16 protein-coding genes and 2 tRNA genes are annotated in these 22,983 nt (G+C 31.4%); 12 read left to right on the forward strand and 6 right to left on the reverse strand.

Features of this window, described 5'->3' with window-relative positions; translation table 11 throughout:
- Nucleotides 1–71 precede the first annotated feature (71 nt).
- The 4 genes from ABMY20_RS09190 to ABMY20_RS09205 form a co-directional block, all read right to left on the reverse strand.
- Nucleotides 72–1,991 (reverse strand): alpha/beta fold hydrolase, encoded by a 1,920-nt coding sequence (locus tag ABMY20_RS09190; protein WP_349265122.1) that lies wholly within the window; start codon nt 1,989–1,991, stop codon nt 72–74.
- 44 nt (nt 1,992–2,035) lie between these two features.
- The gene (locus ABMY20_RS09195; RefSeq protein ID WP_349265123.1) at nt 2,036–5,230 is read right to left on the reverse strand and encodes a hypothetical protein; all 3,195 of its coding nucleotides are present in this window, start codon (nt 5,228–5,230) and stop codon (nt 2,036–2,038) included.
- Between the two features lie 96 nt (nt 5,231–5,326).
- Nucleotides 5,327–5,494: an Arc family DNA-binding protein gene (locus ABMY20_RS09200; RefSeq protein ID WP_073184483.1), complete on the reverse strand. Its 168-nt coding sequence runs from the start codon at nt 5,492–5,494 to the stop codon at nt 5,327–5,329.
- A gap of 159 nt (nt 5,495–5,653) precedes the next feature.
- Nucleotides 5,654–6,514 carry an SPFH domain-containing protein gene (locus ABMY20_RS09205; RefSeq protein ID WP_349265124.1) on the reverse strand — a complete coding sequence of 287 codons (861 nt, stop codon included), beginning with the start codon at nt 6,512–6,514 and terminating at the stop codon, nt 5,654–5,656.
- A 122-nt stretch (nt 6,515–6,636) separates the two neighbouring features.
- Between ABMY20_RS09205 and ABMY20_RS09210 the strand changes: the two genes are divergently transcribed.
- The 4 genes from ABMY20_RS09210 to ABMY20_RS09225 all read left to right on the forward strand — a co-directional run bounded on the left by ABMY20_RS09210 (nt 6,637) and on the right by ABMY20_RS09225 (nt 11,308).
- Nucleotides 6,637–7,425, forward strand: coding sequence for a S1/P1 nuclease (locus ABMY20_RS09210; protein ID WP_349265125.1), 789 nt, complete (start codon nt 6,637–6,639; stop codon nt 7,423–7,425).
- Nucleotides 7,426–7,554: 129 nt separating this feature from the next.
- The gene (locus ABMY20_RS09215; protein WP_173359752.1) at nt 7,555–8,067 is read left to right on the forward strand and encodes a TlpA disulfide reductase family protein; all 513 of its coding nucleotides are present in this window, start codon (nt 7,555–7,557) and stop codon (nt 8,065–8,067) included.
- Between the two features lie 6 nt (nt 8,068–8,073).
- Complete coding sequence (locus ABMY20_RS09220) at nt 8,074–8,694, forward strand: thioredoxin family protein (RefSeq protein ID WP_173359753.1); 621 nt, start codon at nt 8,074–8,076, stop codon at nt 8,692–8,694.
- A 115-nt stretch (nt 8,695–8,809) separates the two neighbouring features.
- Nucleotides 8,810–11,308 (forward strand): M14 family metallopeptidase, encoded by a 2,499-nt coding sequence (locus tag ABMY20_RS09225; protein ID WP_349265126.1) that lies wholly within the window; start codon nt 8,810–8,812, stop codon nt 11,306–11,308.
- Nucleotides 11,309–11,392: 84 nt separating this feature from the next.
- Here ABMY20_RS09225 and ABMY20_RS09230 read toward each other — a convergent pair whose 3' ends face one another.
- On the reverse strand, nt 11,393–12,298 hold the full coding sequence (locus tag ABMY20_RS09230) for a hypothetical protein (RefSeq protein WP_349265127.1): 906 nt from the start codon (nt 12,296–12,298) through the stop codon (nt 11,393–11,395).
- A 265-nt stretch (nt 12,299–12,563) separates the two neighbouring features.
- On the opposite strand from ABMY20_RS09230, the gene ABMY20_RS09235 reads away from it, so the two are divergent.
- Nucleotides 12,564–12,719 carry a YqaE/Pmp3 family membrane protein gene (locus tag ABMY20_RS09235; protein ID WP_073184478.1) on the forward strand — a complete coding sequence of 52 codons (156 nt, stop codon included), beginning with the start codon at nt 12,564–12,566 and terminating at the stop codon, nt 12,717–12,719.
- 113 nt (nt 12,720–12,832) lie between these two features.
- Here the strand turns inward: ABMY20_RS09235 and pafA are convergent, their stop codons facing one another.
- Entirely contained in the window at nt 12,833–14,470 is a 1,638-nt protein-coding gene (gene pafA / locus ABMY20_RS09240) for an alkaline phosphatase PafA (RefSeq protein WP_173359756.1), read from the reverse strand.
- Nucleotides 14,471–14,589: 119 nt separating this feature from the next.
- On the opposite strand from pafA, the gene ABMY20_RS09245 reads away from it, so the two are divergent.
- The 7 genes from ABMY20_RS09245 (at nt 14,590) to ABMY20_RS09275 (ending at nt 22,842) form a co-directional block, all read left to right on the forward strand.
- Nucleotides 14,590–15,330, forward strand: coding sequence for an ABC transporter permease (locus ABMY20_RS09245; RefSeq protein WP_047790134.1), 741 nt, complete (start codon nt 14,590–14,592; stop codon nt 15,328–15,330).
- Nucleotides 15,330–16,094, forward strand: a complete 765-nt coding sequence (locus ABMY20_RS09250) for an ATP-binding cassette domain-containing protein (RefSeq protein WP_047790135.1) — start codon at nt 15,330–15,332, stop codon at nt 16,092–16,094. Before ABMY20_RS09245 ends, ABMY20_RS09250 begins: the two co-directional genes overlap by 1 nt.
- A 133-nt stretch (nt 16,095–16,227) precedes the next feature.
- Nucleotides 16,228–16,300, forward strand: a tRNA-Lys gene (locus ABMY20_RS09255).
- A gap of 47 nt (nt 16,301–16,347) precedes the next feature.
- Nucleotides 16,348–16,430, forward strand: a tRNA-Tyr gene (locus tag ABMY20_RS09260).
- A gap of 114 nt (nt 16,431–16,544) precedes the next feature.
- Nucleotides 16,545–18,944 (forward strand): TonB-dependent receptor, encoded by a 2,400-nt coding sequence (locus ABMY20_RS09265; protein WP_173359757.1) that lies wholly within the window; start codon nt 16,545–16,547, stop codon nt 18,942–18,944.
- Nucleotides 18,945–19,014: 70 nt separating this feature from the next.
- Entirely contained in the window at nt 19,015–20,127 is a 1,113-nt protein-coding gene (locus ABMY20_RS09270) for a C1 family peptidase (protein ID WP_173359758.1), read from the forward strand.
- Nucleotides 20,128–20,340: 213 nt separating this feature from the next.
- Nucleotides 20,341–22,842 (forward strand): hypothetical protein, encoded by a 2,502-nt coding sequence (locus tag ABMY20_RS09275; RefSeq protein ID WP_349265128.1) that lies wholly within the window; start codon nt 20,341–20,343, stop codon nt 22,840–22,842.
- Nucleotides 22,843–22,983: the final 141 nt, after the last annotated feature.

Raw genomic sequence — 22,983 nt, forward strand, 5'->3', positions numbered from 1 at the left:
GTTGTATTGACAAAAATATAAACTCAATAATTTTTATGAAAAGTTATATTGTTAAAGTTCTTCGAGTTTATTTATAATTGGTCGTTTTTTATAGGTTCTTCTTTCTTTAAGTAGGTGTCTAAAAATTGTAAGATTCTACTATTAGCTTCTATTTGATTTTCCTTTTTAACAAAACCATGCCCTTCATCATCAAACAGCACATATTCTACAGGAACTCCATTTTTCTTAACACCAGCTACAATTTCATCAGATTCTACCTGTAAAACTCTTGGGTCTTTAGCTCCTTGTAATACCATTAATGGCTTGGTTACTTTGTCTGTATGGAATAAAGGAGAAATTCTTTTCAACCTTATTGAGTCTGCAGAGTGTGGATCTCCTAGTTCTTTATATAAAGCTTCTCTAAAAGATTCCCACCAAGATGGAATACTTTTTAAGGTGCGCATCCAGTTTGTAACTCCGTAAATGTTTACACCAACAGCAAATTCTTCTGGAGTGTATGTTAAAGCAGCCATGGTCATATAACCACCGTAAGATCCTCCAATAATACCTATTTTTTCAGCATCAATTTCTGGTTGTTTTGCTAACCAATTTTTCCCTTCTACACAATCTTGCAAATCTTTTTCTCCATGGTTTAAATCATCCATAGTAAAAAAGGTTTTACCGTATCCGCTACTACCTCGATTGTTAACCGCTAAAACAGCATAGCCATGGTTTACTAAATATTGAATTCTAGAACTGAAATTTTGACGTGATTGTCCTCCAGGACCTCCATGAACCCAAACTAAAGCAGGAACTTTAGTATCTTCTGAAGCTTGATGAGGTACATAGTAAATTGCAGGAATAGTTACTCCATCAAAAGAAGGGTAACGAATTACTTTCGCTTTTACTAAATCAGCAGGATTAATTTCTTTATTTAACACATCGGTTAGCTGCGTTTGTTTTTTTGTTTTTAAGTCATACACATATAAGTTTGAAGGAGTATTAGAACCACCAGCATAAAAACGCATCATACTTTCGTCTCTAGAAAAACCAACGCTAGTAATACTTTTTCCATCAACATTAGGAAGCTCAATATTTTTACCAGCTTTGACATCATAAACTTCAATGACGTTTTTAGCATCTTCATTAATATATGTTACTCTATAGGTACCATTGTTTGTAAAGTAGCTTCCGGAAATATCCCAATCTTTGGCTAATACTTTTTCTGTTTGGTTAGTGCTAATTGTATATTTCATTAAGGTAGCGAATTCACCTTCAGCATCTGTTGTATAGTAGAACTCTGTATCATCGATAGAAAAATCAGCAGCAGAATTACCGCTCAATGTTAGATTGATTTTGGTGATTACTTTGGTGGTTCTATCAAACAAAAATAAATCACTATCGTTAGTATTAACCGTTTTGCTTAGGGCTAGTATGTTTTTATTGTTTGATATTGCTGCTACGTTATAACCTTCTTTATTTTCATAAATCATTTTTGGAGTAAACGTTTCCACATCCATCTCATAGAGATCCATAAAACGATTGTCTCTTTCGTTTGAAGTGAAAAAGAAACTCTTTTCATCTTTAGTCCAACCAAAAAAGCCTGCTCTGGCACCTTTAGTTGGTGTTAAATCTTTAATATCACCGTTAAGTTCTCTTAAAAAGATATGATAAATTTCATCTCCATTGTTATCCATTCTAAATAACATTCTTTCATCCTTTGGGAAATAAGATGTTGCAAAAACGGAAGAACTATCTGATTTTGTAATAGGTTCAAATTCTCCTCCAGATGTTGAAACGGTGTACATGTTATAAATTCCCGAACGATTACTAGTTACTAGTAATTTAGAGTTATCAGGAGAAAAGCTTCCACCAAAAACGTTTTCGTTATCCATCATTTGCTCAATAGAATATTTTTTGGGAGCTGTACTGGTTTTAACAGATTCTTTTTTATCCGTTTTACAAGCAATTACCGAAACGGCAATGGCAAGTAATAAGAAATGTTTTTTCATAAGTGTGTGTTTGGGTTATTAATTTCGTTTTTTTGATAGACTTTTTATTCTAAGCTAAACTGCTTGGTTTCTTTAAAAGGAGATAAATCTATTTTCTCAACTTCTGCCTTATATTCTTTCCAATCTTTATTAAAGAAAGCATTGGTTTTTTCTAAAGCAGGTTTTAATGCTTCTTTAAATTGAATAATTAACTGTTTTTCTGTAGAAGTTTGTTCGCCAAATCTACTATTCACATATCTACTAGCAGTTCCTAAACGTTGAATAATATTTACTTCTGGATTTCGTGTAATCCCTTGTCTTTTATCTACCTTTCCTAAATAAATAGCTAAAAGTGTATCTATTTTCTTAATAATATCTTTAGAATCTTTAATTGATTCTTTATATAGCTTTTTATCTTTTTTAGATAGTTTTTGGTTGAAACTATTTGCAATATTTTTACTCTCAACTAACTGTTTTACTGCATCAGCTATAATTTTTTGCTGAGCTTCTAGATCTTTGGCTGCTGCATATTTTTGATTTATTGCATTCTGAGAAATATGCAGTCTTGGGTCAAACTTTACAGTAATATTTTGTTCTGATGTTTGATTACCAAACGTAGCTTTTATGCTGTAGGTTCCAGGTTTTACTCGAACACCTCTAGGTTCTCTTTTTTGTTTCCTGATAGTTCTAGAAGGTCTGGCAATACCTTTTTCACTCATAAACCAAACACCTTTATGGATGCCGTTTTCTTTAGGGGTTTTTCTTTTAAGGGTTCTAATAAGTCTATTACCATCAAACACCTCAAATTTGATAGAATCCCATTTTATGGTATTCTCGTCTTCTTTTTTAATAGAATTTTTGCCTTTTACTTCAGTTTTTTTTGTTGATTTTGGTTTATTCACATAAAATTGAACCAAAGCACCACGACCTCTGTTAGTTCCATTAAACATAGCGTCAGCACCAAATCGGCTACCAGTGGGTTGCTGATAGGCAGCTTGATAGGCTGTTGGCGGAGTGAATAATTCAATATTTTTGGAAAGAATGTTTTTGTCTTCAGCTATTGCTCTTAAAGGACGAATGTCATCTAACACCCAAGCAGCTCTACCAAAAGTACCAATAACTAAATCGTGTTCTCTTGGGTGAATTACTAAATCTTTTACAGGAACAGTAGGGAAGCCTTCCGTCCACTTAGTCCATTTTTTTCCTGCGTTGATAGAAATATATAAACCGTCATCAGTTCCTAAGAATAGTAAATTTGGCTCAATTGGGTCTTCAATAATACATTGTGTAAAGCTTTTTACATCGCTTTCATCAACAATACGTTCCCATGTTGCTCCGTAATCTTTTGTTCTGTAAGCATAAGGTTTATAGTTAAAACGACGATAATCGTTGGCAACTAGTAAAGCTTCTCCTTTATTTTTGTTAGATGCTTTTATTTGAGTAACCCAACTATTTTCAGGTAAACCTTTCAGGTTTTTGGCAACATTTGTCCAAGTTGTACCTCCATTTTTAGTAATATGTACTTGTCCATCATCCGTAGCAACCCATAACATATCTTTTTCTAGGGGAGAAGGTTCAATTACTAAGATAGTACAGTGATTTTCTGCTCCGGTAGCGTCCATGGTTAACCCACCACTTTCTGATTGCTTGAGTTTGCTTTTATCATTTGTAGTTAAGTCTGGAGAAATTACTTTCCACGTTAAACCTTTATCGGTTGATTTGTGTACAAATTGGCTTCCAAAATATAAAGTGCTGTTATCAAACGGGTCAATATTAATAGCTGCATTCCAATTAAAACGTAGTTTTATAGTAGCATCAGGGTGTGTTGGGCGAACAGTATAGTTATTACCTGTTTTGTAATCGTAACGAGATACATAACCTTGTTGACTCATAGACCAGCCATAACGCGAGTCGTCTTTGTCTGGAACAACATCAAAACCGTCACCAAAACTAATTTCTTGCCAATATGAATTTCGTATTCCTTGGTCTTTCCATACATAAGCAGGTCCGCGCCAAGAGCCATTATCTTGCATACCGCCATACACATTGTAAGGAAACTCATTATCTACATTAATATGATAAAATTGTGCAACAGGCAAATTCCCAATAAAACGCCAAGTTTTACCTCCATCTTTGGTAACATTCATTCCACCATCGTTTCCATCAATCATGAATTTTCCATTTTTAGGATGAATCCACCAAGCGTGATGGTCTGGGTGAATACCATTATCAACACCATAAGCAGGCATGAGTTGCTTAAAGTTCTTTCCTCCATCAATAGAAACATTTACATAGGTGAAAACAGTGTATAATTTGTGTTCGTTTTGAGGATCTACATAAATTTCTGAATAATAAAAAGGGCGATTTCCAATGCCTTTTTTATCATTAATTTTTTTCCAAGAAAAACCACCATCTTCACTTTTGTATAAGGCATTCTTTTTTGCTTCTACCAAAGCATAAATAGTGTTAGGGTTGGAAGGAGAGATTGCTACTCCAATTCTCCCCAATTCTCCTTTTGGAAAACCTTCTTTTTCGGTAATTTTTTTCCAGTTTTCTCCACCATCATGGGTAATGTATAAACCACTTCCTTTACCTCCTGATTTAAAAAACCAAGGATCGCGTTTGTGTTCCCACATAGCGGCTATTAGTTTATTAGGATTGGATGGATCCATAATTAAATCAGCAGCACCGGTTTTATTATTATTGAATAAAATTTGTTTCCAAGTTTTACCGCCGTTGGTAGTTTTATACACACCACGTTCTTTATGTTCACCCCAAGGTGATCCAATAGCACCAACGTAAACAATGTCTGGATTGTCTGGATGTATCACTACACGGTGTATGTGACGTGTTTTTTCTAATCCCATGGACTTCCATGACTTACCACCATCAAGAGATTTGAAAATTCCGTAACCACCATTTAAACTATTACGAGGATTTCCTTCACCTGTTCCCGCCCAAATTACACTAGGATTGGATTGTTGTATGGCTAAAGCACCAATAGAAGCAGTTACTTCTTTATCAAAAATAGGTTCCCATTTAATACCTCCTGAAGTAGATTTCCAAATACCTCCAGAAGCTGTACCAACAAACATAATATCAGGATTGGATTCAACAACATCAATGGCTGTGACACGTCCACTCATTCCACCGGGACCAATGTTTCTTGGTTTCATGTTTTTGACTAAATCCATTGAGAATTCTTGAGAAAAAGTAGCGCAAGAGAAGGTTATAAATAGTAGATAAAAAAGGTTTTTCATAAGAGTTAGTTGCTTGTAATTTAAGTTTGTACAATGTACAAAATAGAAAACGTCCAATAAAATTGGACGTTTTTTTTAACAAGTTCTTAAGATTTGTTATTCTTCTTCTTTCTTTTTAGGTTCTCTTTTGGCTTCTTTAAGTGCTTGCATAAGCATCCATTCAATCTGCCCATTAGTAGATCGAAACTCATCGGAAGCCCATTTTTCAATGGCTTTTAACATTTCTTCATTAATACGGAGTGCAAAAGCTTTCTTTTTTGCCATGTTGTGTTTTATAATAGTGTTTTTTGAAACGCAAAAATGGTTACAAAAATACAATTTCAAAATTCTTTTAGTTTATAGTAAAGAGCTCATAAAAATTAAGATATATACTATAATGGTGGTTATAATTTGTGTCACGTTAATTGATTTTGTGTTGATAACTTAATGGTTTAAAGTTCCAGCATTTACCACAGGAGAAGCTTCTTTATCTCCACATAAAATAACTAATAAGTTACTAACCATCGCAGCTTTACGTTCTTCGTCTAACTCCACAATTTCTTTTTTGTTTAGTTCTTCTAAAGCCATGTCCACCATATCAACAGCACCTTGTACAATTTTATGACGTGCCGCAACGATGGCTGTAGCTTGTTGACGCTTTAACATAGCGCTTGCAATTTCTTGTGCATAGGCTAAATAACCAATTCGTGCTTCTAAAACTTCAATACCTGCAATGGCTAATCGTTCTTCTAACTCTTTTTCTAAAGCTTCACTTACTTCATTTACACTAGAGCGTAGTGTAATGTCTTCTTCGTGTCCCTCATCAGCGAAATTGTCGTATGGATACATACTAGCTAGTTTTCGTACAGCAGCATCTGTTTGTACACGAACAAAATTCTCATAATTATCAACATCAAAAGCAGCCTTATAGGTTTCGGTAACTCTCCAAACTAAAATAGTACTTATCATCACCGGGTTTCCTAGTTTATCATTGACCTTTAAACGCTCACTATCAAAATTACTAGCTCTTAACGAAACAGTTTTCTTTTTGTATAGAGGATTAGCCCAGTATAAACCGTTTTGTTTTACAGTACCTACATATTTTCCAAAGAATAACAAAACTTTTGAAGAGTTAGGGTTTACTAAAATAAAGCCCAATGCTAAAATAAATGCTATTACAGACATTAATATAAATATTGGATTTTCGGTTTTAACGGTTAAAGCAATTCCGCCAATAAAAAGAATAAGTACAATAAAAAACATTAGGTACCCATTTGCTGGTTTGATAATTTTTTCTGCCTTCATATTTGTTTTAATTAAATTGATGTTAAAATGATATCATAAAGATATAAATTAAAATTTGTTAAATCCAAATTTTTGATGATTATATTTTATAATTTAGCTTCCGATTATAATTTAAACCATTCATGAAAACAAAATTTTTAATAGTACTAGTTGCATTGTCAGTGAGTATTTCATCAATAGCTAATAACGAAGATGTTTGGGGGCCAACAGGTCACAGAGCTACTGGAAAAATTGCAGAAAAACATTTGACTAAGAAAGCTAGAAAGAAAATTGAAAAATTACTACAAGGTGAGAGCTTAGCATTTGTATCTACTTATGCAGATGAAATAAAGTCTGATAGAAAGAAATATGGAAAGTTTTATACTTGGCATTATGTAAATATGCCATTAGACGCTCGTTATGAAGATACTGAAAAAAATCCGAAAGGAGATATGATTACTGGTATAGAGCAATGTGTAAAAGTGTTAAAGGATGAAAATAGTTCAATTGAAGACAAACGTTTTTACTTAAAAATGCTAGTACACTTGGTAGGTGATTTACATCAACCGATGCATGTTGGGCAAAAAGAAGATTTAGGAGGTAATAAAATTCAGGTTCAGTGGCATGGAAAAGGCTCTAATTTACACAGAGTTTGGGATGAAGATTTAATTAATAAATGGGACATGAGTTATGTTGAATTAGCTGATAATGCAAGAGATTTATCTAAAGAACAAATCAAAGTAATTCAAAAAGGAACTGTTGTAGATTGGCTACATGATACACATAAGATTACTAAAGAAGTATACAAATCTGCTGAAGTAGGAGAGAACTTACGTTACCGTTATTCGTATGTATACTTTCCTGTAGTGAGAGAACAGTTACAAAAAGGAGGTTTACGTTTAGCTAAATTACTGAATGAAATTTTTTGTTAGTACAACAAAATACAGTGATAAAATAAAGAGCTCGGAAATATATTTTCCGAGCTTTTTTCTTGTTAAGATTTAGTTAATTCTATCTTTTTAATACGATAAACAGTTAATTTTGAGAGAAATCGTTTTAAAATGCATAGAAGTAAATTCTTACTCATACTTATAATAACCGCTTTTTTTAGTGGAATAACAGCCAAAGCTCAGGTAAATGACACATTTAAAAAAGTTAAAATTACTACGTTAAATTACGAAGAGTTAAAACCATTTTTACATAAAAACAATGATAAAACGTATGTTGTTAATTTTTGGGCTACATGGTGTATGCCTTGTGTAAAAGAGTTACCTGCTTTTGAAAAACTTCATAAGAAATATAAAGATAAAAATGTTGAAGTTGTTTTGGTAAGTTTAGATTTTTCTAAGCAAATAGAAACGAATTTGATACCATTTATCAAAAAGAAAAAACTACAATCTAAAATACTTCATTTTGAAGATTCAAATGAGCAGTTTTGGATTAGAGATATTGCAGAAAGCTGGTCAGGTTCAATACCAGCAACCCTAATTTACAATAAGCAAAAAAGAAAATTTTATGAACGAACTTTTAGCTATGTAGAGTTACAAAACGAATTACAAACCTTTTTAAACTAAATAATTATGAAGACAATTAAAATAATATTGATGTTATTGGTGGTGGCATCTATTTCAGCATTTACTAGTGATAACTCTAGAGGTTATAAAGTAGGAGATGAAGCTTCTGATTTTACATTAAAAAATATAGATGATAAAATGGTTTCTTTGGCAGATTATAAAGACGCAAAAGGATTTATTGTTGTGTTTACATGTAATATGTGCCCGTATTCTGTAGCTAATGAAGATAGATTAATTGCTCTAGATAAAAAATATAAAAAGAAAGGCTTTCCTGTCATAGCCATCAATCCGAATGACCCAGAAGTATCAAAAGGAGATAGTTTTGAAGCAATGAAGGTACGTGCCAAAGAAAAAGGATTTACATTTCCTTATCTGTTTGATGAAGGGCAGAAGGTGTACCCTAAATATGGAGCAACAAGAACACCACATGTATATATTTTAAATAAAGAAAATAATAAATTAATTGTAGAATATATTGGCGCTATTGACGATAGTTCTCGTGATGAAAGCAATGTGAAAGAACGTTTTGTTGAAAATGCTGTAGATGCTTTGTTAAAAGGGGAAAAACCAACAAAAACAGATACAAGGGCTATAGGTTGTTCTATTAAAGATGAAAGAAACAGATAATTAACAGTTAAATATTTTAAAACTAATAAATCCCGCGGTTTATGCGGGATTTTGTCTATTAGTGCTATTAATTACCTAATTTTATAACGAATCGTAAAATGAAACCAAGAAAATAATGAAGAAATTTTTACTATCACTACTATTTATCAGTGCTACAGTAACGGCTCAAACTGTCGATTTGAGTTATTATTTACCAAAAAATGTTTCTTATAACCAAAACATTCCTACTCCAAAATCAGTTTTAGGACATGAAGTAGGAGAGTGGCATGTTACACATGATAAGTTGGTAGAATATATGAAAGCACTTGCGAATGCTTCAGATAGAGTAGTGCTTGAAAACAGAGGAACAACTTATGAAGGAAGACCTTTAGTATTGCTAACAATTACTTCCTCTAAAAACCATCAAAATTTAGAAGAAATACGAGAAAATCATATAAAAGCAACAAACGATGCTTTTATAGATGTTTCTAATAGTCCAATTGTGGTATACCAAGGGTTTTCAATTCACGGAAATGAAGCAAGTGGTTCAAATGCAGCCTTGGCAGCAGCGTATTATTTAGCAGCAGCAGAAGGGCAAAAAATAGAGGAATTATTAAATAACTCAGTAATACTTTTTGATCCAGCAATGAACCCAGATGGTTTACAACGTTTTGCATATTGGGCAAATACAAATAAGGCAAATAATATTAATCCTGATCCGAATGATAGAGAATATCACGAAGTTTGGCCTGGGGGAAGAACTAATCATTATTGGTTTGATATGAATCGCGATTGGTTACCAGTTCAATTACCTGAGAGTAGAGCTAGAATTAGAACTTTTCACAAGTGGTTACCTAATATTTTAACCGATCACCATGAAATGGGAACAAATTCTACCTTTTTTTTCCAACCAGGAATTCCGAGTAGAACAAATCCGTTAACTCCAAAAATGAATCAGGAGTTAACTAAAGAAATAGCAACCTATCATGCAAAAGCATTCGATAAAATAGGTTCAACCTATTATTCAGAGGAAAGTTTTGATGATTTTTACTACGGAAAAGGGTCAACTTTTCCAGATATTAATGGAGGAATCGGGATTTTGTTTGAACAAGGAAGTTCTCGTGGGCATGCACAAGAAAGTGAAAACGGAGTTTTAACGTTTCCATTTACTATTCGAAATCAGTTTACAGCAGCATTGTCAACACTAGAAGCTGCTAAAAACATGCGAACTAAAATCTTACAGTATCAACAAGGTTTTTATAAAAATTCAAGAAGCTCAGAAACAAACAAAGCGATAGTATTTGGTGATGAAAAAGATGCGACGAAAACAAATCACTTAGCTGAGGTTTTACAACGTCATCAAATAAAACTCCACGAGTTAAAAGAAGATTTTACATCGAATGGAAAACGTTTCAAAAAAGGGTATAGCTACGTAGTACCTATGAACCAAAAAAATCACAGGTTGGTAAAAGCAATGTTTGATGTACGAACTACATTTAAAGATAGTTTGTTTTATGATGTATCTGCTTGGACCTTTAATTATGCGTTTGGAGTTGATTATGCGGATAATGTATCATTATCGAAAGCAGGAGCTGAGGTGACTCAATTACAACCAAAACAAGGAACAATTCAACAAAAAAGTAGTGTAGGCTACTTATTTTCTTGGAATGAGTATAGCACACCTAAAGCGTTAAATACGATTTTAGAAAAAGGATTGCGAGCGAAGGTAGCGATGAAAAAGTTTGTAAACGATGGTAATTCGTATGATTACGGAACTATTTTTATTCCAGCTCAAAATCAAAAATTAAATGGAAAAGAGTTGTTCGATTTCTTAGAAAAAGTAGCCAATGAAAATCATATTGCAATTAAAGGAGTATCTACAGGGTTAAATGAAGGAATTGATTTAGGAAGTAGAAACTTTGAAGCTGTAAAAAAGCAAAAAGTAGCGATGTTGGTAGGAAAAGGAGTAACGAGTTATGATGCAGGAGAAATTTGGCATTTATTAGATCAACGTTACGACATGAAACTAACAAAGTTAGATACCGATTATGCTTCGAGAGTAAATCTTGATAAGTATACTACGATTATTGTTCCGAATAGTCGCTCTATTGATAAGAATTTAGTAGAGAAACTAAAAGTATGGGTACGTAATGGAGGAGTGCTAATCGGGTATAGAAATACAGTAAATTGGTTGTCTAACAGAGGGTTTATTAATGTAAAGTTTAATAAAGCTAAAATAGATTCTGTAAATAATGTATCATTTGAAAATCGTTCGTTGCAATCGGGAGCGCAAGTAATTGGAGGAGCAATTTTTGAAGCGAAGATTGATCGTTCTCACCCAATCAATTTTGGATATAAGAATGATAAGATAGCTCTGTTTAGAAACACCAAGCAATTTATTCAAGCGGATGCAAAAAGTTTTAATAATCCAATTCAGTACACCAAGAATCCGTTATTGAGTGGTTATATTTCAAAGGAGAATTTAAAGGAATTGAAAAACACCGTTCCATTTAAAGCAGGACGCTTAGGTAGTGGAAGGGTAATCGTTTTTACAGACAATACCAATTTTAGAGGTTTTTGGTTTGGAACGAATAAACTATTGATAAATGCGGTCTTCTTTGGAAAGTTGATGTAGTGGTTTGTGTAGGCTAGGTGGATATAAACTAGTAGTGTAATAGCTGCTTAATTTTAAGCAGCTATTATTTATGTTGATAAAGTATTAATTTTTATACTTATGAGTAATATTTAAATAAGTGTTTCTTCTTTTTCCAATTAAATTCAAAGAATCATTTTTTAACTCATATTTAAAACACAGTTCTATGGGTAGCGTATTTTTTCTGAAGTTATAATACTCTCGAATATTACTCTTAGTTTCTTTAAGATTATCTTCTTTAATAGTCAATTTTTTTAAACTATCTTGAATAAAGTTATAGGCTCTATCGGAGTAATGTTTTACTTTTAGCTTTAATTTTTTGTTTTTATCATCGAGTTCTATTTTTCCATAATAGAAATTATCAGATGTATCCCTAACCTTTACTCTATTGTTAAATTCAATATAAAGTTTGTCAATTTTGGTTTTAGTATTTCTTGGGGTAATCTCCCATACTCCAAAAAGCTCGTTTTTAACCATGTATTCTTCTTTGAGGTTATTGATGTGTATATACCCGTATAGTATCATACAAGGAATGATTAGAAATTTACCCCAATAAAAAACTTTTAGTTTAGTAGGTATTAATTCAGGAATAAGAGACTCTTTTGAGGTAGATTTTAAAAAGTAGTTTGTCAAGGCTTTCCAATCTGAAAGCAAAAGGAATAACCCCATGATTGTCAATCTAATTGACATAGGTTTAGCGCCATCAATTTCATAAAAGTAATTTATCAATAAGATATTAACCATGAAACTGAGAAAAAGTATGACTCCAATACGTTCAGTTTTTCTAAATAATAAGAATAAAGCTGATGCTATTTGAACGCCAGCAATGATTAATCCATAAGTTCTAGAATAACCATAATAATGCCAAGTGAGCATTAAACCATTAAAGCTGTTTACATTCTCATCAATGGTTGATGAAAAACCTAAATTAAATTGTGTTTTAAGGATTTTAGCAAATGCATAAGAAAACATTTGAAGGGCAATGTAGTACCTACAAAATACTCTTAATAGATACAAAATATTCTTTTTCGAAAATGTCAATTTTTTTGAATTTAAATTTAAATAATTCTCAAATATATTGACATTCCTATATCACAGCAAATAATTTCCTTTTAAAGCAGTTTGCATGCATCAGCAGAATATATTAGTTAGATTAAGTAAACTTATATGTTTTTAACACAAGTGTAACAAAATTCTAATTAACTCGTCTTTTAAGTATACTAACTAAAAAAGTACTATGAGTTTATTAAGAGTTTTATTAGCAATATTTTTTCCACCGTTGGCAGTGATAGGTAAAGGTTGTGGATCAATTATAATAGTGTTTTTATTAACACTTTGTGGATGGGTTCCAGGAGTAATTGCTGCACTTATCATATTAAACAATCCGAATTAAAAAGTGTAATAATTTGGGAAATGAATTAATTAAAAAAAAGCCATTTTGGTAACATCAAAATGGCTTTTTTTATAGTCTGCTTTCTTGTCTCTCTTTTCTCGCTTCTAAGTTTCCTATTCAAGAACTTCTTCAATAATCTTTCCAGAACATCCGTTAGGGAATTCTATCTGTAATAAATTAGAAATCGTTGGAGCAATATCTACAATTTCGTATTTCTTTTTAGAAACACCTTGTTTAATTCCATTTCCATAGAAAATCATCGGAATGTGAGTGTCGTACGAGTATCCAGAACCGTGTGTAGTACCTTTTCTTGAACTACTAGCAATAGTTGACGGATTTGGAATTAAAATAACATCACCCGAAAACTTTTGATTGTAACCATTTTGTAAAACATGTAAAATTCCGTTAGTAAACGTAGTAGTTTGCATGGTTCTAGCAGTTACCGATTTATAAATCTTTTTATGATTAATAGCTTCATCCGCTATAGTTTGTGCTACATTTTCATAGTTAAGGTTTAACTCTCTAATCTTATCTTTATTTAAGAACACTTGAAAGTTTGAAACATTTTCAATAATCTCATTAGATTTAAAATGTTTTAAGGTAATTTCATTTAAAAAGTTTTTGAAAGCAACAGGCTTTACATAACCAGCAGGTATTTTTAAAGACTCTAAGTATGAAGGAACTTGCACAGCAGCATGATCAGCAGTTAAGAATAGTGTATAGTTGTCTTTTCCAACCTGTGTGTCTAAAAACTTAAATAACTCTGCTAAATCTTGATCTAAACGTAAATAAGTGTCTTCAATTTCTTTAGAAGCAACTCCAAACTGATGTCCAACATAATCGGTTGAAGAATAACTAACCGCTAAAAAGTCGGTGTACTCAGATTTTCCTAAGTTTTCACCAATAATAGCCGCTTTAGCAAAATCAGTAGTAATAGAGTTACCAGCTGGAATACCTTTTATAATACTATAATTATTATTACTCTTTCTTAACGTTGGAATGTCGTGCGGAAAAACTGGCTTTTCTTCCCCTTTGAAAGTTACTTCAAAGTTATTATCATCATCAATACTTTGTGTATAGGTACTAATATCATATAAAGTTTCCCATGGTTTGCTTAAATATTCGTCAGCTTTTCCAGAAGCATTAAATTCTTGTACCCAAGTTGGTAATTCATTCAAATAAAAAGAAGAAGAGATCCATTGCCCTTTATCACCACCGTCAAACCAATAAGCAGCATTAGCTGTGTGTCCTGCAGGTAAAATAGCAGAACGATCTTTTATGGCAATACCAATAGTTTTACCATTCATGTTTTGAGCTAGTTTCAACTGATCGGTTACTGTAGTAGTTAACATTCTGTAAGGAGACTTTTTACCTCCTTCACCGTTATTACCAACAGTGTTGTAGTTATTATCATCAACACAATAAATAGTTTTCTTTAAATATTTATCATACCAATGGTTGCTAATAATTCCATGATTAGTAGGCGTTGTTCCTGTGTAAATAGAAGTATGCCCTACAGCAGTGTAAGTAGGAATATAATTGTAATGAGCGTTTTCTAAAGAGTATCCTTCTCTAAGTAAACGTTTAAAACCGTCGTTACCATATCTATTAGCAAAACGAGTAAGGTAATCGTAACGCATTTGGTCAACAACAACACCAACTACTAGTTTTGGTTTTTGAGTATTTGTTTTTTTATTAACAGAGCAGCTGGTTAAACATATTATAGCTGCTAAAAAAGCTATTTTTCTCATTTTGTTTTTTGAAAATTAAAACTCAAAGGTACATAAAAAGCAAGCTAAAACTTATAAATAAGGCGATGAGTTAATGGTTTTTTAATACTTTAGCAAAAAGAAAAAATATATTTCATTTAATGAATTACATTGAGCATATAGGTAAATACTTTTCAATGCTAAAACAGGTTTTTTCAAAGCCACAAAGAGCAAGAGTATTTCGGGAAGCTTTATTTAGAGAAGTAGATGAGTTGGGGCATAAGTCGATAGGAATTATAGCTTTTATATCGTTTTTTATTGGAGGGGTAATCGCCTTGCAAACAGCATTGAATTTAGAAAGTCCGTTTATACCAAAATCGTTGATTGGTTTTGCAGCAAAACGATCAGTAATTTTAGAGTTTGCACCTACATTTTGTTCTATTATTTTAGCAGGTAAAGTAGGTTCGTATATAACTTCAAGTATTGGAACTATGCGTGTTACAGAGCAAATTGATGCACTTGAGGTGATGGGAATTAACTCATTAAACTATTTAGTGCTTCCTAAAATAATAGCTACAGTTTTCTTTTATCCGTTTTTAATAATTCTAGGAATGTTTTTAGGAATTTTTGGCGGATGGATGGCAGGGGTATTATCGGGTTTGTTTTCTGGAGCAGATTATATAGCAGGAGTTCAATTAGATTTTGATCCGTTTCTTATAACCTATGCGTTGATAAAAACAGTGGTTTTTGCTTTTTTAATTGCTACAGTGCCTTCCTATCATGGATATTATGTAAAAGGAGGTTCATTAGAAGTTGGAAAAGCAAGTACACAGTCTGTAGTTTGGACTACAGTGCTTATTGTTATAGCGAACTATTTCTTAACTCAAATGTTATTAACCTAATGATAGAAGTAAACAATTTACACAAAGGATTTAATGGTGTTGAGATTTTAAAGGGGATAACAACTTCATTTAAACCAGGAGAAACAAGTTTAATTATTGGTCAGAGTGGTTCAGGTAAAACAGTATTTTTAAAATCATTAATTGGCTTACACACACCAGAGCAAGGAACCATTGTTTATGATGGACTTGCGAATACTGATATGACGATAGAAGATAAACGTCAATTTCGTCAAGAATTAGGAATGGTATTTCAAGGAAGTGCCTTGTTTGATTCTCAAACAGTAGAAGAGAATATAATGTTTCCTTTAAAAATGTTTACCAAACAACCCGAAAGTGAAATGCTAGACAGGGTGAATTTTGTGTTGAACCGTGTAAACTTAGAAAATTCAAATAAAAAGTTTCCTGCTGAATTATCTGGAGGAATGCAAAAACGTGTAGCAATTGCCCGTGCAATTGTAATGAAGCCTAAATATTTGTTTTGTGATGAACCTAATTCAGGTTTAGATCCGCAAACGTCTATTGTTATAGATAACCTAATTCAAGAAATTACTGATGAGTATAAAATTACTACAGTAATAAATACACATGATATGAATTCGGTGATGGAAATAGGAGATAAGATTGTTTTTCTAAAAAATGGAGTCAAAGCATGGGAAGGATCACATAAAGAAATCTTCAAAACAGATAATGAAGCAGTGGTAGATTTTGTGTATTCATCTAATTTATTTAAAAAAGTAAGAAAAGCATACTTAAATGATGTTTAGGTAACTTTCTGTTAATTAATAGGTAACAAAAAACATTAAAAAATTTTCAAAAAAACTTCTAAAAAATGTTTGTGGGAACAATAAAAGCTTCTATATTTGCACCCGCAAACGCAGAATAGCAAAAGCAAAAAATGACCGGGTAGCTCAGTTGGTAGAGCATCTCCCTTTTAAGGAGAGGGTCCTGGGTTCGAGCCCCAGCCCGGTCACTATAAAGCTTCTCTTAATAAATGAGAAGCTTTTTTTAAAAAGCTTTGGGGAGATTCCAGAGCGGCCAAATGGGACGGACTGTAACTCCGTTGTCTTACGACTTCGCAGGTTCGAATCCTGCTCTCCCCACGAAAACTCAATCATATCGATTGAGTTTTTTTGTTTGTATAATTATGTTGTTTAATATTTTTTGTTTTTTGTTAAACATAATGTGTGTTTTTGTTAAATCTTAAATATTTTGATATGAAAAAAGTGTTGATATTCTTAGTTTTACTTCAGTCGTTTACTGGAATGTCCCAAAATGAAGGAGGAATTTCAGGGAAGGTTATTGATTCTAAAACAAGAGAAGTGCTTCCTTTTGTAAATATTTTAGTACACGGAACAGAAATAGGGACAGTTTCAAATGAAAATGGAGAGTTTGAATTGAGTAATGTTCCTTTAGGGTATAATAAAATACAAGCATCGTTTGTAGGTTATAAAACGTTAATTTCTGACGAGTATTTAGTTACTAAAGATAATTCGCCATATATAACCTTGGAGTTAATTGAAGATGCAACACAGTTAAAAGAAGTTGAAATACAAGCACCACTATTTAAAGAGTCTGTAGATAGCCCTTTATCGCTTCAAAGTTTGGGTATAGCAGAAATAGAAAAGAACCCTGGAGGAAATAGAGATGTCTTAAAGGTTATTCAGTCTTTTCCAGGAGTAGCTTCTAATCCTGGATTTAGAAATGATATTATTATTAGAGGAGGAGCAACTTCTGAAAATAAGTTTTATTTAGATGGAATTGAAGTTCCAGTAATAAACCACTTCCAAACACAAGGAGCAACTGGTGGACCAGTTGGAATTATGAATGCAGATTTAATTCGTAAGGTAGATTTTTATTCAAGTGCTTTTCCTGCTAATAGGGGTAACTCTTTAAGTTCTGTTATAGAGTTTACTCAAAAAAGAGGAAACCCAAATTCACTAAATACAAGGGCAACTATTGGAACTTCGGACGCAGGAATTACCTTAGATGGTCCATTAGGAAAGAACACAACCTTTATGTTTTCTGCTCGACAATCGTATTTACAGTTTTTATTTAAGTTGATAAAACTTCCTTTTTTACCAACATACAGCGATTTTCAAGTGAATGTTAAATCGCAATTATCAAAAAACAGTGAATTATCAATAGTTGCTTTGGGTGCTATTGATGATTTTGAAATTAATAAAGAGGTAAATGATGGTGAAACAGATTTAGAAACGATAAAGAGAAATAAAGTTATTTTAAACTCTGTTCCCGTAAACAGTCAATGGAATTATACGGTAGGAGCCAGTTATAAGTACTTTGCTCCAAACTCGACACACTTAGTTGTATTAAGTAGAAATGAATGGAAAAACAAGGCAGTAAAGTACTTTTTAAATGAAGAAATACCAGCAAACTTATTGTTAGATTATTCATCTAAAGAAATAGAAAATAAATTACGATATGAAAATAGCTTTGAAACTGTTAACAAAATTGATTTTAACTTAGGTTTTAATTTAGAAACAGCGAGGTATACGAATAGTAATTATCAAAAAAACGCTAATTCAGATGGAGTTATTATTTATGATTTTAATTCAGCCATAGACTTTGTGAAATATGGAGTTTTCGGACAAGTATCAAAAAGATATTTAGATGAAAAGTTAGGAGTTTCTTTTGGTTTTAGAATGGACGGAATTGATTACAATTCAGAAATGAAAAACCCATTTAACCAATTTTCACCACGATTGTCGTTAAGTTATAATTTATTTGAAAAATGGACGGTGAGTTCTTCAGTTGGACGTTACTATCAATTACCATCGTATACAGTATTAGGATATAAAAATAATGTAGGTGAATTTGAGAACAAAAATGGATTGAAGTATATACAATCAGATCATTTTGTAAGTGGATTGAGTTATAAGCCTGATAGAAGCTCAAAAATAACTTTTGAAGGATTTTATAAAGGATATAAAAACTATCCATTTTCAATAAGAAACCAGATAAGTCTGGCAAACCTAGGTGCTGATTTTGGTATTATAGGAAACGAAGCAGTAAGTTCAACCTCTGAGGGTAGAGCATATGGTTTTGAGTTATTGGCACAAAAGAAATCGTATAGTGGATTGTACGGAATAGCGTCGTATACTTTTGTGAGAAGTGAATTTAAAGATGCACAAGGAGCCTATATTCCCTCAACATGGGATAATAAGCACTTACTAACAATTACAGCAGGTAAAAAATTAAATAGAAACTGGGAAATAGGAACGAAATTTCGATTAGTTGGCGGTAAACCTTATACGCCATACGATTTAGACGCTTCTTCTTTAAAAGATAATTATGATGTGCAAAACGGCGGAATTTTAGATTATACCAAACTAAACACAGAAAGATTAGATACGTATACACAATTAGATATACGTGTAGATAAAACATGGTTCTTAAAAAAAGCGGCTATTAACTTGTATTTAGATGTTCAAAATATATATGCTAGTAGCTCTAAACAGCAACCATTTTTATTACCTATTGAAGATGGAAATGGAAGAGTGACCGATCCTAATGATAGTTCAAGATATTTACTAGAAGAAATAGAAAGTACAACAGGTAGAGCCTTACCTCGTGTAGGTGTTATTGTAGATTTTTAACAGTTTTGAAGTTTAATAGTCTTTTAAAAAGAGTAAATTGCTTGCTTAAATTATCATAAGATTTTTAAATATGAAAAAAATTCTATTAGGAGCAGCATTCACTTTTTTAAGTATAACTTCAACTTCAGCACAAAAATATCAATTCTCAACAATAAAAGACATTGAAGATACAGAAGTAAAAAGCCAAGGAAGAACAGGAACATGTTGGAGCTTTTCTACAACCTCTTTTTTAGAATCAGAAATTATTAGATTGACAGGTAAAAGCATTGATTTATCTGAAATGTATACGGTTCGCAACACGTATTCAGATAAAGCAAATAATTACTTATACCGCCAAGGAAAAGCACAATTTAGCGAAGGAGGTTTGGCACATGATGTTATTAATTCTGTAGAAAAATACGGATTAGTACCTGAGCAAGTTTTTACTGGTTTAGATTTAGGACAAGATAGACATAATCACGCTGAAATGATTGCGGTATTAAAATCGATGTTGGATGCTTATATCAAAAATCCAGCAGGAGAATTAAGTCCAAAGTGGAAGCAATCAGTAGAAAGTGTTTTGGATGTATACTTAGGGAAAAATAAAAAAGAGTTCACTTTCGAAGGAAAAAAATATACTCCTAAAACGTTTGCAGAGTATGTAAAAATAGATCCTTCAAACTATGTAACGATTAGTTCTTTTGAGCATGCAAAAAAATATGATCAATTCATCTTAAATATTCCAGATAATTTTTCAAACGGAGCATTTTATAATGTTTCTTTAGATGAATTAGTTGCAGTAACAGAAAACGCAATTAAAAAAGGATACACCGTAGAGCTAGATTGTGATGTTTCAGAAAAAACATTTTCATCAAAAAATGGAGTAGCAGTAATTCCTGCAAGTAGCACAGAAAATGAAAAAGCATTAAAAGAAATAGTTGAAGAAAGAACTATTACATCAGGTTTACGTCAAGCAGAATTTGAAAACTTTAATACAACGGACGATCACTTAATGCATATTGTAGGTTTGGTAAAAGACCAAAAAGGAAATACTTACTTTAAAGTAAAGAATTCTTGGGGTAAAAATCAAGGAAATCAGGGATATGTGTATATGTCAGTCCCTTATTTTAAATTAAAAACAATATCTGTTTTATTACATAAAGATGCAGTTTCACCGAATTTAAAAAGTAAGTTAAAGATTTAATAGTTTTTAAACATTACTATAAAAATTAGTAGAACTTCAATAATAAATATAGGGCTTTTGGTAATACTCAAAAGCCCTATATTTTTGGATTTGTAACTAAATATGGTTTACGTATATTTTAATAACGTTCTGAAATTACTGTATTTTTGAAACTCAAAAAAAATGTTGCACGTCACAACTAACATTTAAATTAAAAACATATAAAATTAATATATGAAATCCTTTTTTACAATTGCTTTATTATTGTGTTGTATAACTATAGCTAAAGCTCAAAAAGACACACTTTGGTTAGATAAAAACTGGAAAGAAACCAATAAAGAAAATGCTTCTTTTTATAGAAACCCTATACAAAAGGAGGGAAAACTATATCGTGTTAATGACTTTTATATTGATGGTACATTACAAATGACAGGACTTTCTAAGTATAAAGATAGTATTTATTTGCAACAAGCCTTTTGGTATACTAAAGAAGGAAAACTTATAAAGAAAATGAGTTTTGATGATAAGCAACTAAAAGGAATATCTACTTATTATACAGAAAGTAAAGACAAAAAAACGACTATAGCAATCGAAGAGGTTACCTACGAGAATGGAAAAATAACAAAAAGAATATTTTTTGAAGGAGATAAAAAAGATATTCGTTATGAGCATTACTATGATAAAGGAAAAATAACTAAAGAAATATATTATGGTAAAAAAGGAAAAAAAATAGGACAGATAACTTATGATAAAAGAGCATATAGAGATGGGAAAAAAGTAAGCTATTATTATAACCCAATGCGTGTTAAATATATTGCAGAATATGAACAAGGAAATCCAGTTTTTACACAATACTTTTATCATAATGGAATTACTCGTAATCGTTTTAATAAAAGTACTTTAACAGAAACATTTTATGATGAACAAAACAACAAGTTAGGGGCTATACAATACAAGTATGAAGAAGAATTAAATTATAAAACTCCTTATGAAGGAAAGAAATACTTGTTTTTTTTCACCAAGACAGCAGTGGTAAAAAAAATAAATACTTATGAAAAAGGAAAATTAAAAAAGGTTGAAACATTTAACAAACAAGGTATTCTAATTAAAAAAGAAGAATTTGGAGATAAAAGGAACCTTGTTAAGGTAATAAGCTACGATGATCAAGGTACTCAAATAGGGGTGTTAGAACAAATAAATGATAAATTAGAAGGTAGAGTTGTAAAAAATAAAGGAGGTAATAAACAAGATATTACTTACAAAAATGGAATAGCAGAAGAAGTAGTTGAATATTATAAAGATACTACATTGGTATTTTCGCATTTAAAAAATTCGGAAATTACCTATTATGATATTTCAGGAAAGAAGTTAGGAAGACTAAAAGTAAAGCTAAAAGAAGGTTATTATAACTCTAGAGCTTTAGAAGCAGGTTATTACTCGCCAACTCCTATTGAAGGTACTCTGTATAAGAAAAACTATAGAAACAAAATTTCAGAAAAAGAGAGCTTTAAAGATGGAGAAGTAGTAGAAAGAACAAAGTATGATTATAAAGAAGATAACGCTCTTTATAAAGAAACAAGATTCTACGAAGATGGAAGTTTATCAAAAATCATTAGCTACTATATTAATGGAGGAAAAAAAAGTGAAGTAACCTATAAACTTAATTCGTACAGAAAAAAGTTAACAGCAATTTATTACGATAAAAGCGGAAAAGTTATCGCTAATTATAACTTTAAAACTAAAACAGGAACAGAATACAAGTATTTCTATAAAACAGATCAAATAGAAGAAGTTAAAGAGTTAAATAAAGGAAAACTTATAAAATCAAAAAGATATCAAAAAGTATATAACTCAAGGAATAATGAATATGTTTTAAGAGAAGATATAGATGTTAATTCGGAAGCTAAATTTTACTCTAAAGAAGGAAAATTAATAGGGCAAGCGACTTTTACCAATCAAAAACCTACAGGGGTTATGTATGATTATAAAGATCGAATAGAAATAAATGTAAAAAATGGATTAAAGGAAGGGGTTTATAAAAAGTTTGAATACGACGAAAAAACTTTAAAGGAAACTGGAAATTACGTTAACGATAAAAAGCACGGAACTTTTATTTATTATAAAAGAGGTGATAAACAAAAAGAAGAAAATTATTACGAAAATAAAAAAGAAGGATATAGTATTTATTATGATGAAAAAGGTAAAGAAATATCTCGATTATTATATAAGAAAGGAAAGTCTTTTGAAGGGCAAAAGAATGACCTTTATGGAACTAAAAAAACATATAAAAATGGTGCTCTAGTAAAGAAAATAGAACAAAATAAAAATCAAAAAATAATTACCGAATATATATCAGAAAAAGAAACGAGTACCACTGTTTACAATTTGCAAAACCAGCTGCTATTAACGTATAAGGAATTAAATAACCAATTAGAAGGAGAAGTTGTTCAATATGAAAAAAACAAACCTAAATATACTGCAGTTTTCTCAAAAGGTAAATTAGTAACAGGAATAGTATATTTAAAAGCCAACTCTAGATATCAATCTGAAGTATACTTAAAAATGAGTAAAGTAGACGAAATTATAACAATACAAACATATAATGAGGAAGGAAAGCTACTCTTTACAGGAGAAATAAACCCTAGCTTATACAAAGAGTACTCTGAACAAATATTACCATATAAATTGGGTATCAGAGAAATAGTTTATCATAACGATTTATTTATTTTAGAGTAACCTTAATTTTTTTAGTGAGGTTATTAAAAAAGATTAGTCTTTGTTACGAAATTATTTAAGTAAACTAAAATAGTTTGTCTCTCAGAGTTTTTTAGCCTTTACTAATTACTGAATTTCGTATCTTTCCAAAGTTAACAAAAA

The organism is Tenacibaculum sp. SSH1-16, from assembly GCF_040104435.1.
Classification (GTDB): Bacteria; Bacteroidota; Bacteroidia; order Flavobacteriales; family Flavobacteriaceae; genus Polaribacter; species Polaribacter mesophilus.

Bases quoted from the DNA above. Each gene is read 5' to 3' on its own strand.
- ABMY20_RS09190 (WP_349265122.1), bottom strand. From the start codon at position 1,991: ATGAAAAAACATTTCTTATTACTTGCCATTGCCGTTTCGGTAATTGCT.
- ABMY20_RS09195 (WP_349265123.1), bottom strand. From the start codon at position 5,230: ATGAAAAACCTTTTTTATCTACTATTTATAACCTTCTCTTGCGCTACT.
- ABMY20_RS09200 (WP_073184483.1), bottom strand. From the start codon at position 5,494: ATGGCAAAAAAGAAAGCTTTTGCACTCCGTATTAATGAAGAAATGTTA.
- ABMY20_RS09205 (WP_349265124.1), bottom strand. From the start codon at position 6,514: ATGAAGGCAGAAAAAATTATCAAACCAGCAAATGGGTACCTAATGTTT.
- ABMY20_RS09210 (WP_349265125.1), top strand. From the start codon at position 6,637: ATGAAAACAAAATTTTTAATAGTACTAGTTGCATTGTCAGTGAGTATT.
- ABMY20_RS09215 (WP_173359752.1), top strand. From the start codon at position 7,555: ATGCATAGAAGTAAATTCTTACTCATACTTATAATAACCGCTTTTTTT.
- ABMY20_RS09220 (WP_173359753.1), top strand. From the start codon at position 8,074: ATGAAGACAATTAAAATAATATTGATGTTATTGGTGGTGGCATCTATT.
- ABMY20_RS09225 (WP_349265126.1), top strand. From the start codon at position 8,810: ATGAAGAAATTTTTACTATCACTACTATTTATCAGTGCTACAGTAACG.
- ABMY20_RS09230 (WP_349265127.1), bottom strand. From the start codon at position 12,298: ATGTTTTCTTATGCATTTGCTAAAATCCTTAAAACACAATTTAATTTA.
- ABMY20_RS09235 (WP_073184478.1), top strand. From the start codon at position 12,564: ATGAGTTTATTAAGAGTTTTATTAGCAATATTTTTTCCACCGTTGGCA.
- pafA (WP_173359756.1), bottom strand. From the start codon at position 14,470: ATGAGAAAAATAGCTTTTTTAGCAGCTATAATATGTTTAACCAGCTGC.
- ABMY20_RS09245 (WP_047790134.1), top strand. From the start codon at position 14,590: ATGAATTACATTGAGCATATAGGTAAATACTTTTCAATGCTAAAACAG.
- ABMY20_RS09250 (WP_047790135.1), top strand. From the start codon at position 15,330: ATGATAGAAGTAAACAATTTACACAAAGGATTTAATGGTGTTGAGATT.
- ABMY20_RS09265 (WP_173359757.1), top strand. From the start codon at position 16,545: ATGAAAAAAGTGTTGATATTCTTAGTTTTACTTCAGTCGTTTACTGGA.
- ABMY20_RS09270 (WP_173359758.1), top strand. From the start codon at position 19,015: ATGAAAAAAATTCTATTAGGAGCAGCATTCACTTTTTTAAGTATAACT.
- ABMY20_RS09275 (WP_349265128.1), top strand. From the start codon at position 20,341: ATGAAATCCTTTTTTACAATTGCTTTATTATTGTGTTGTATAACTATA.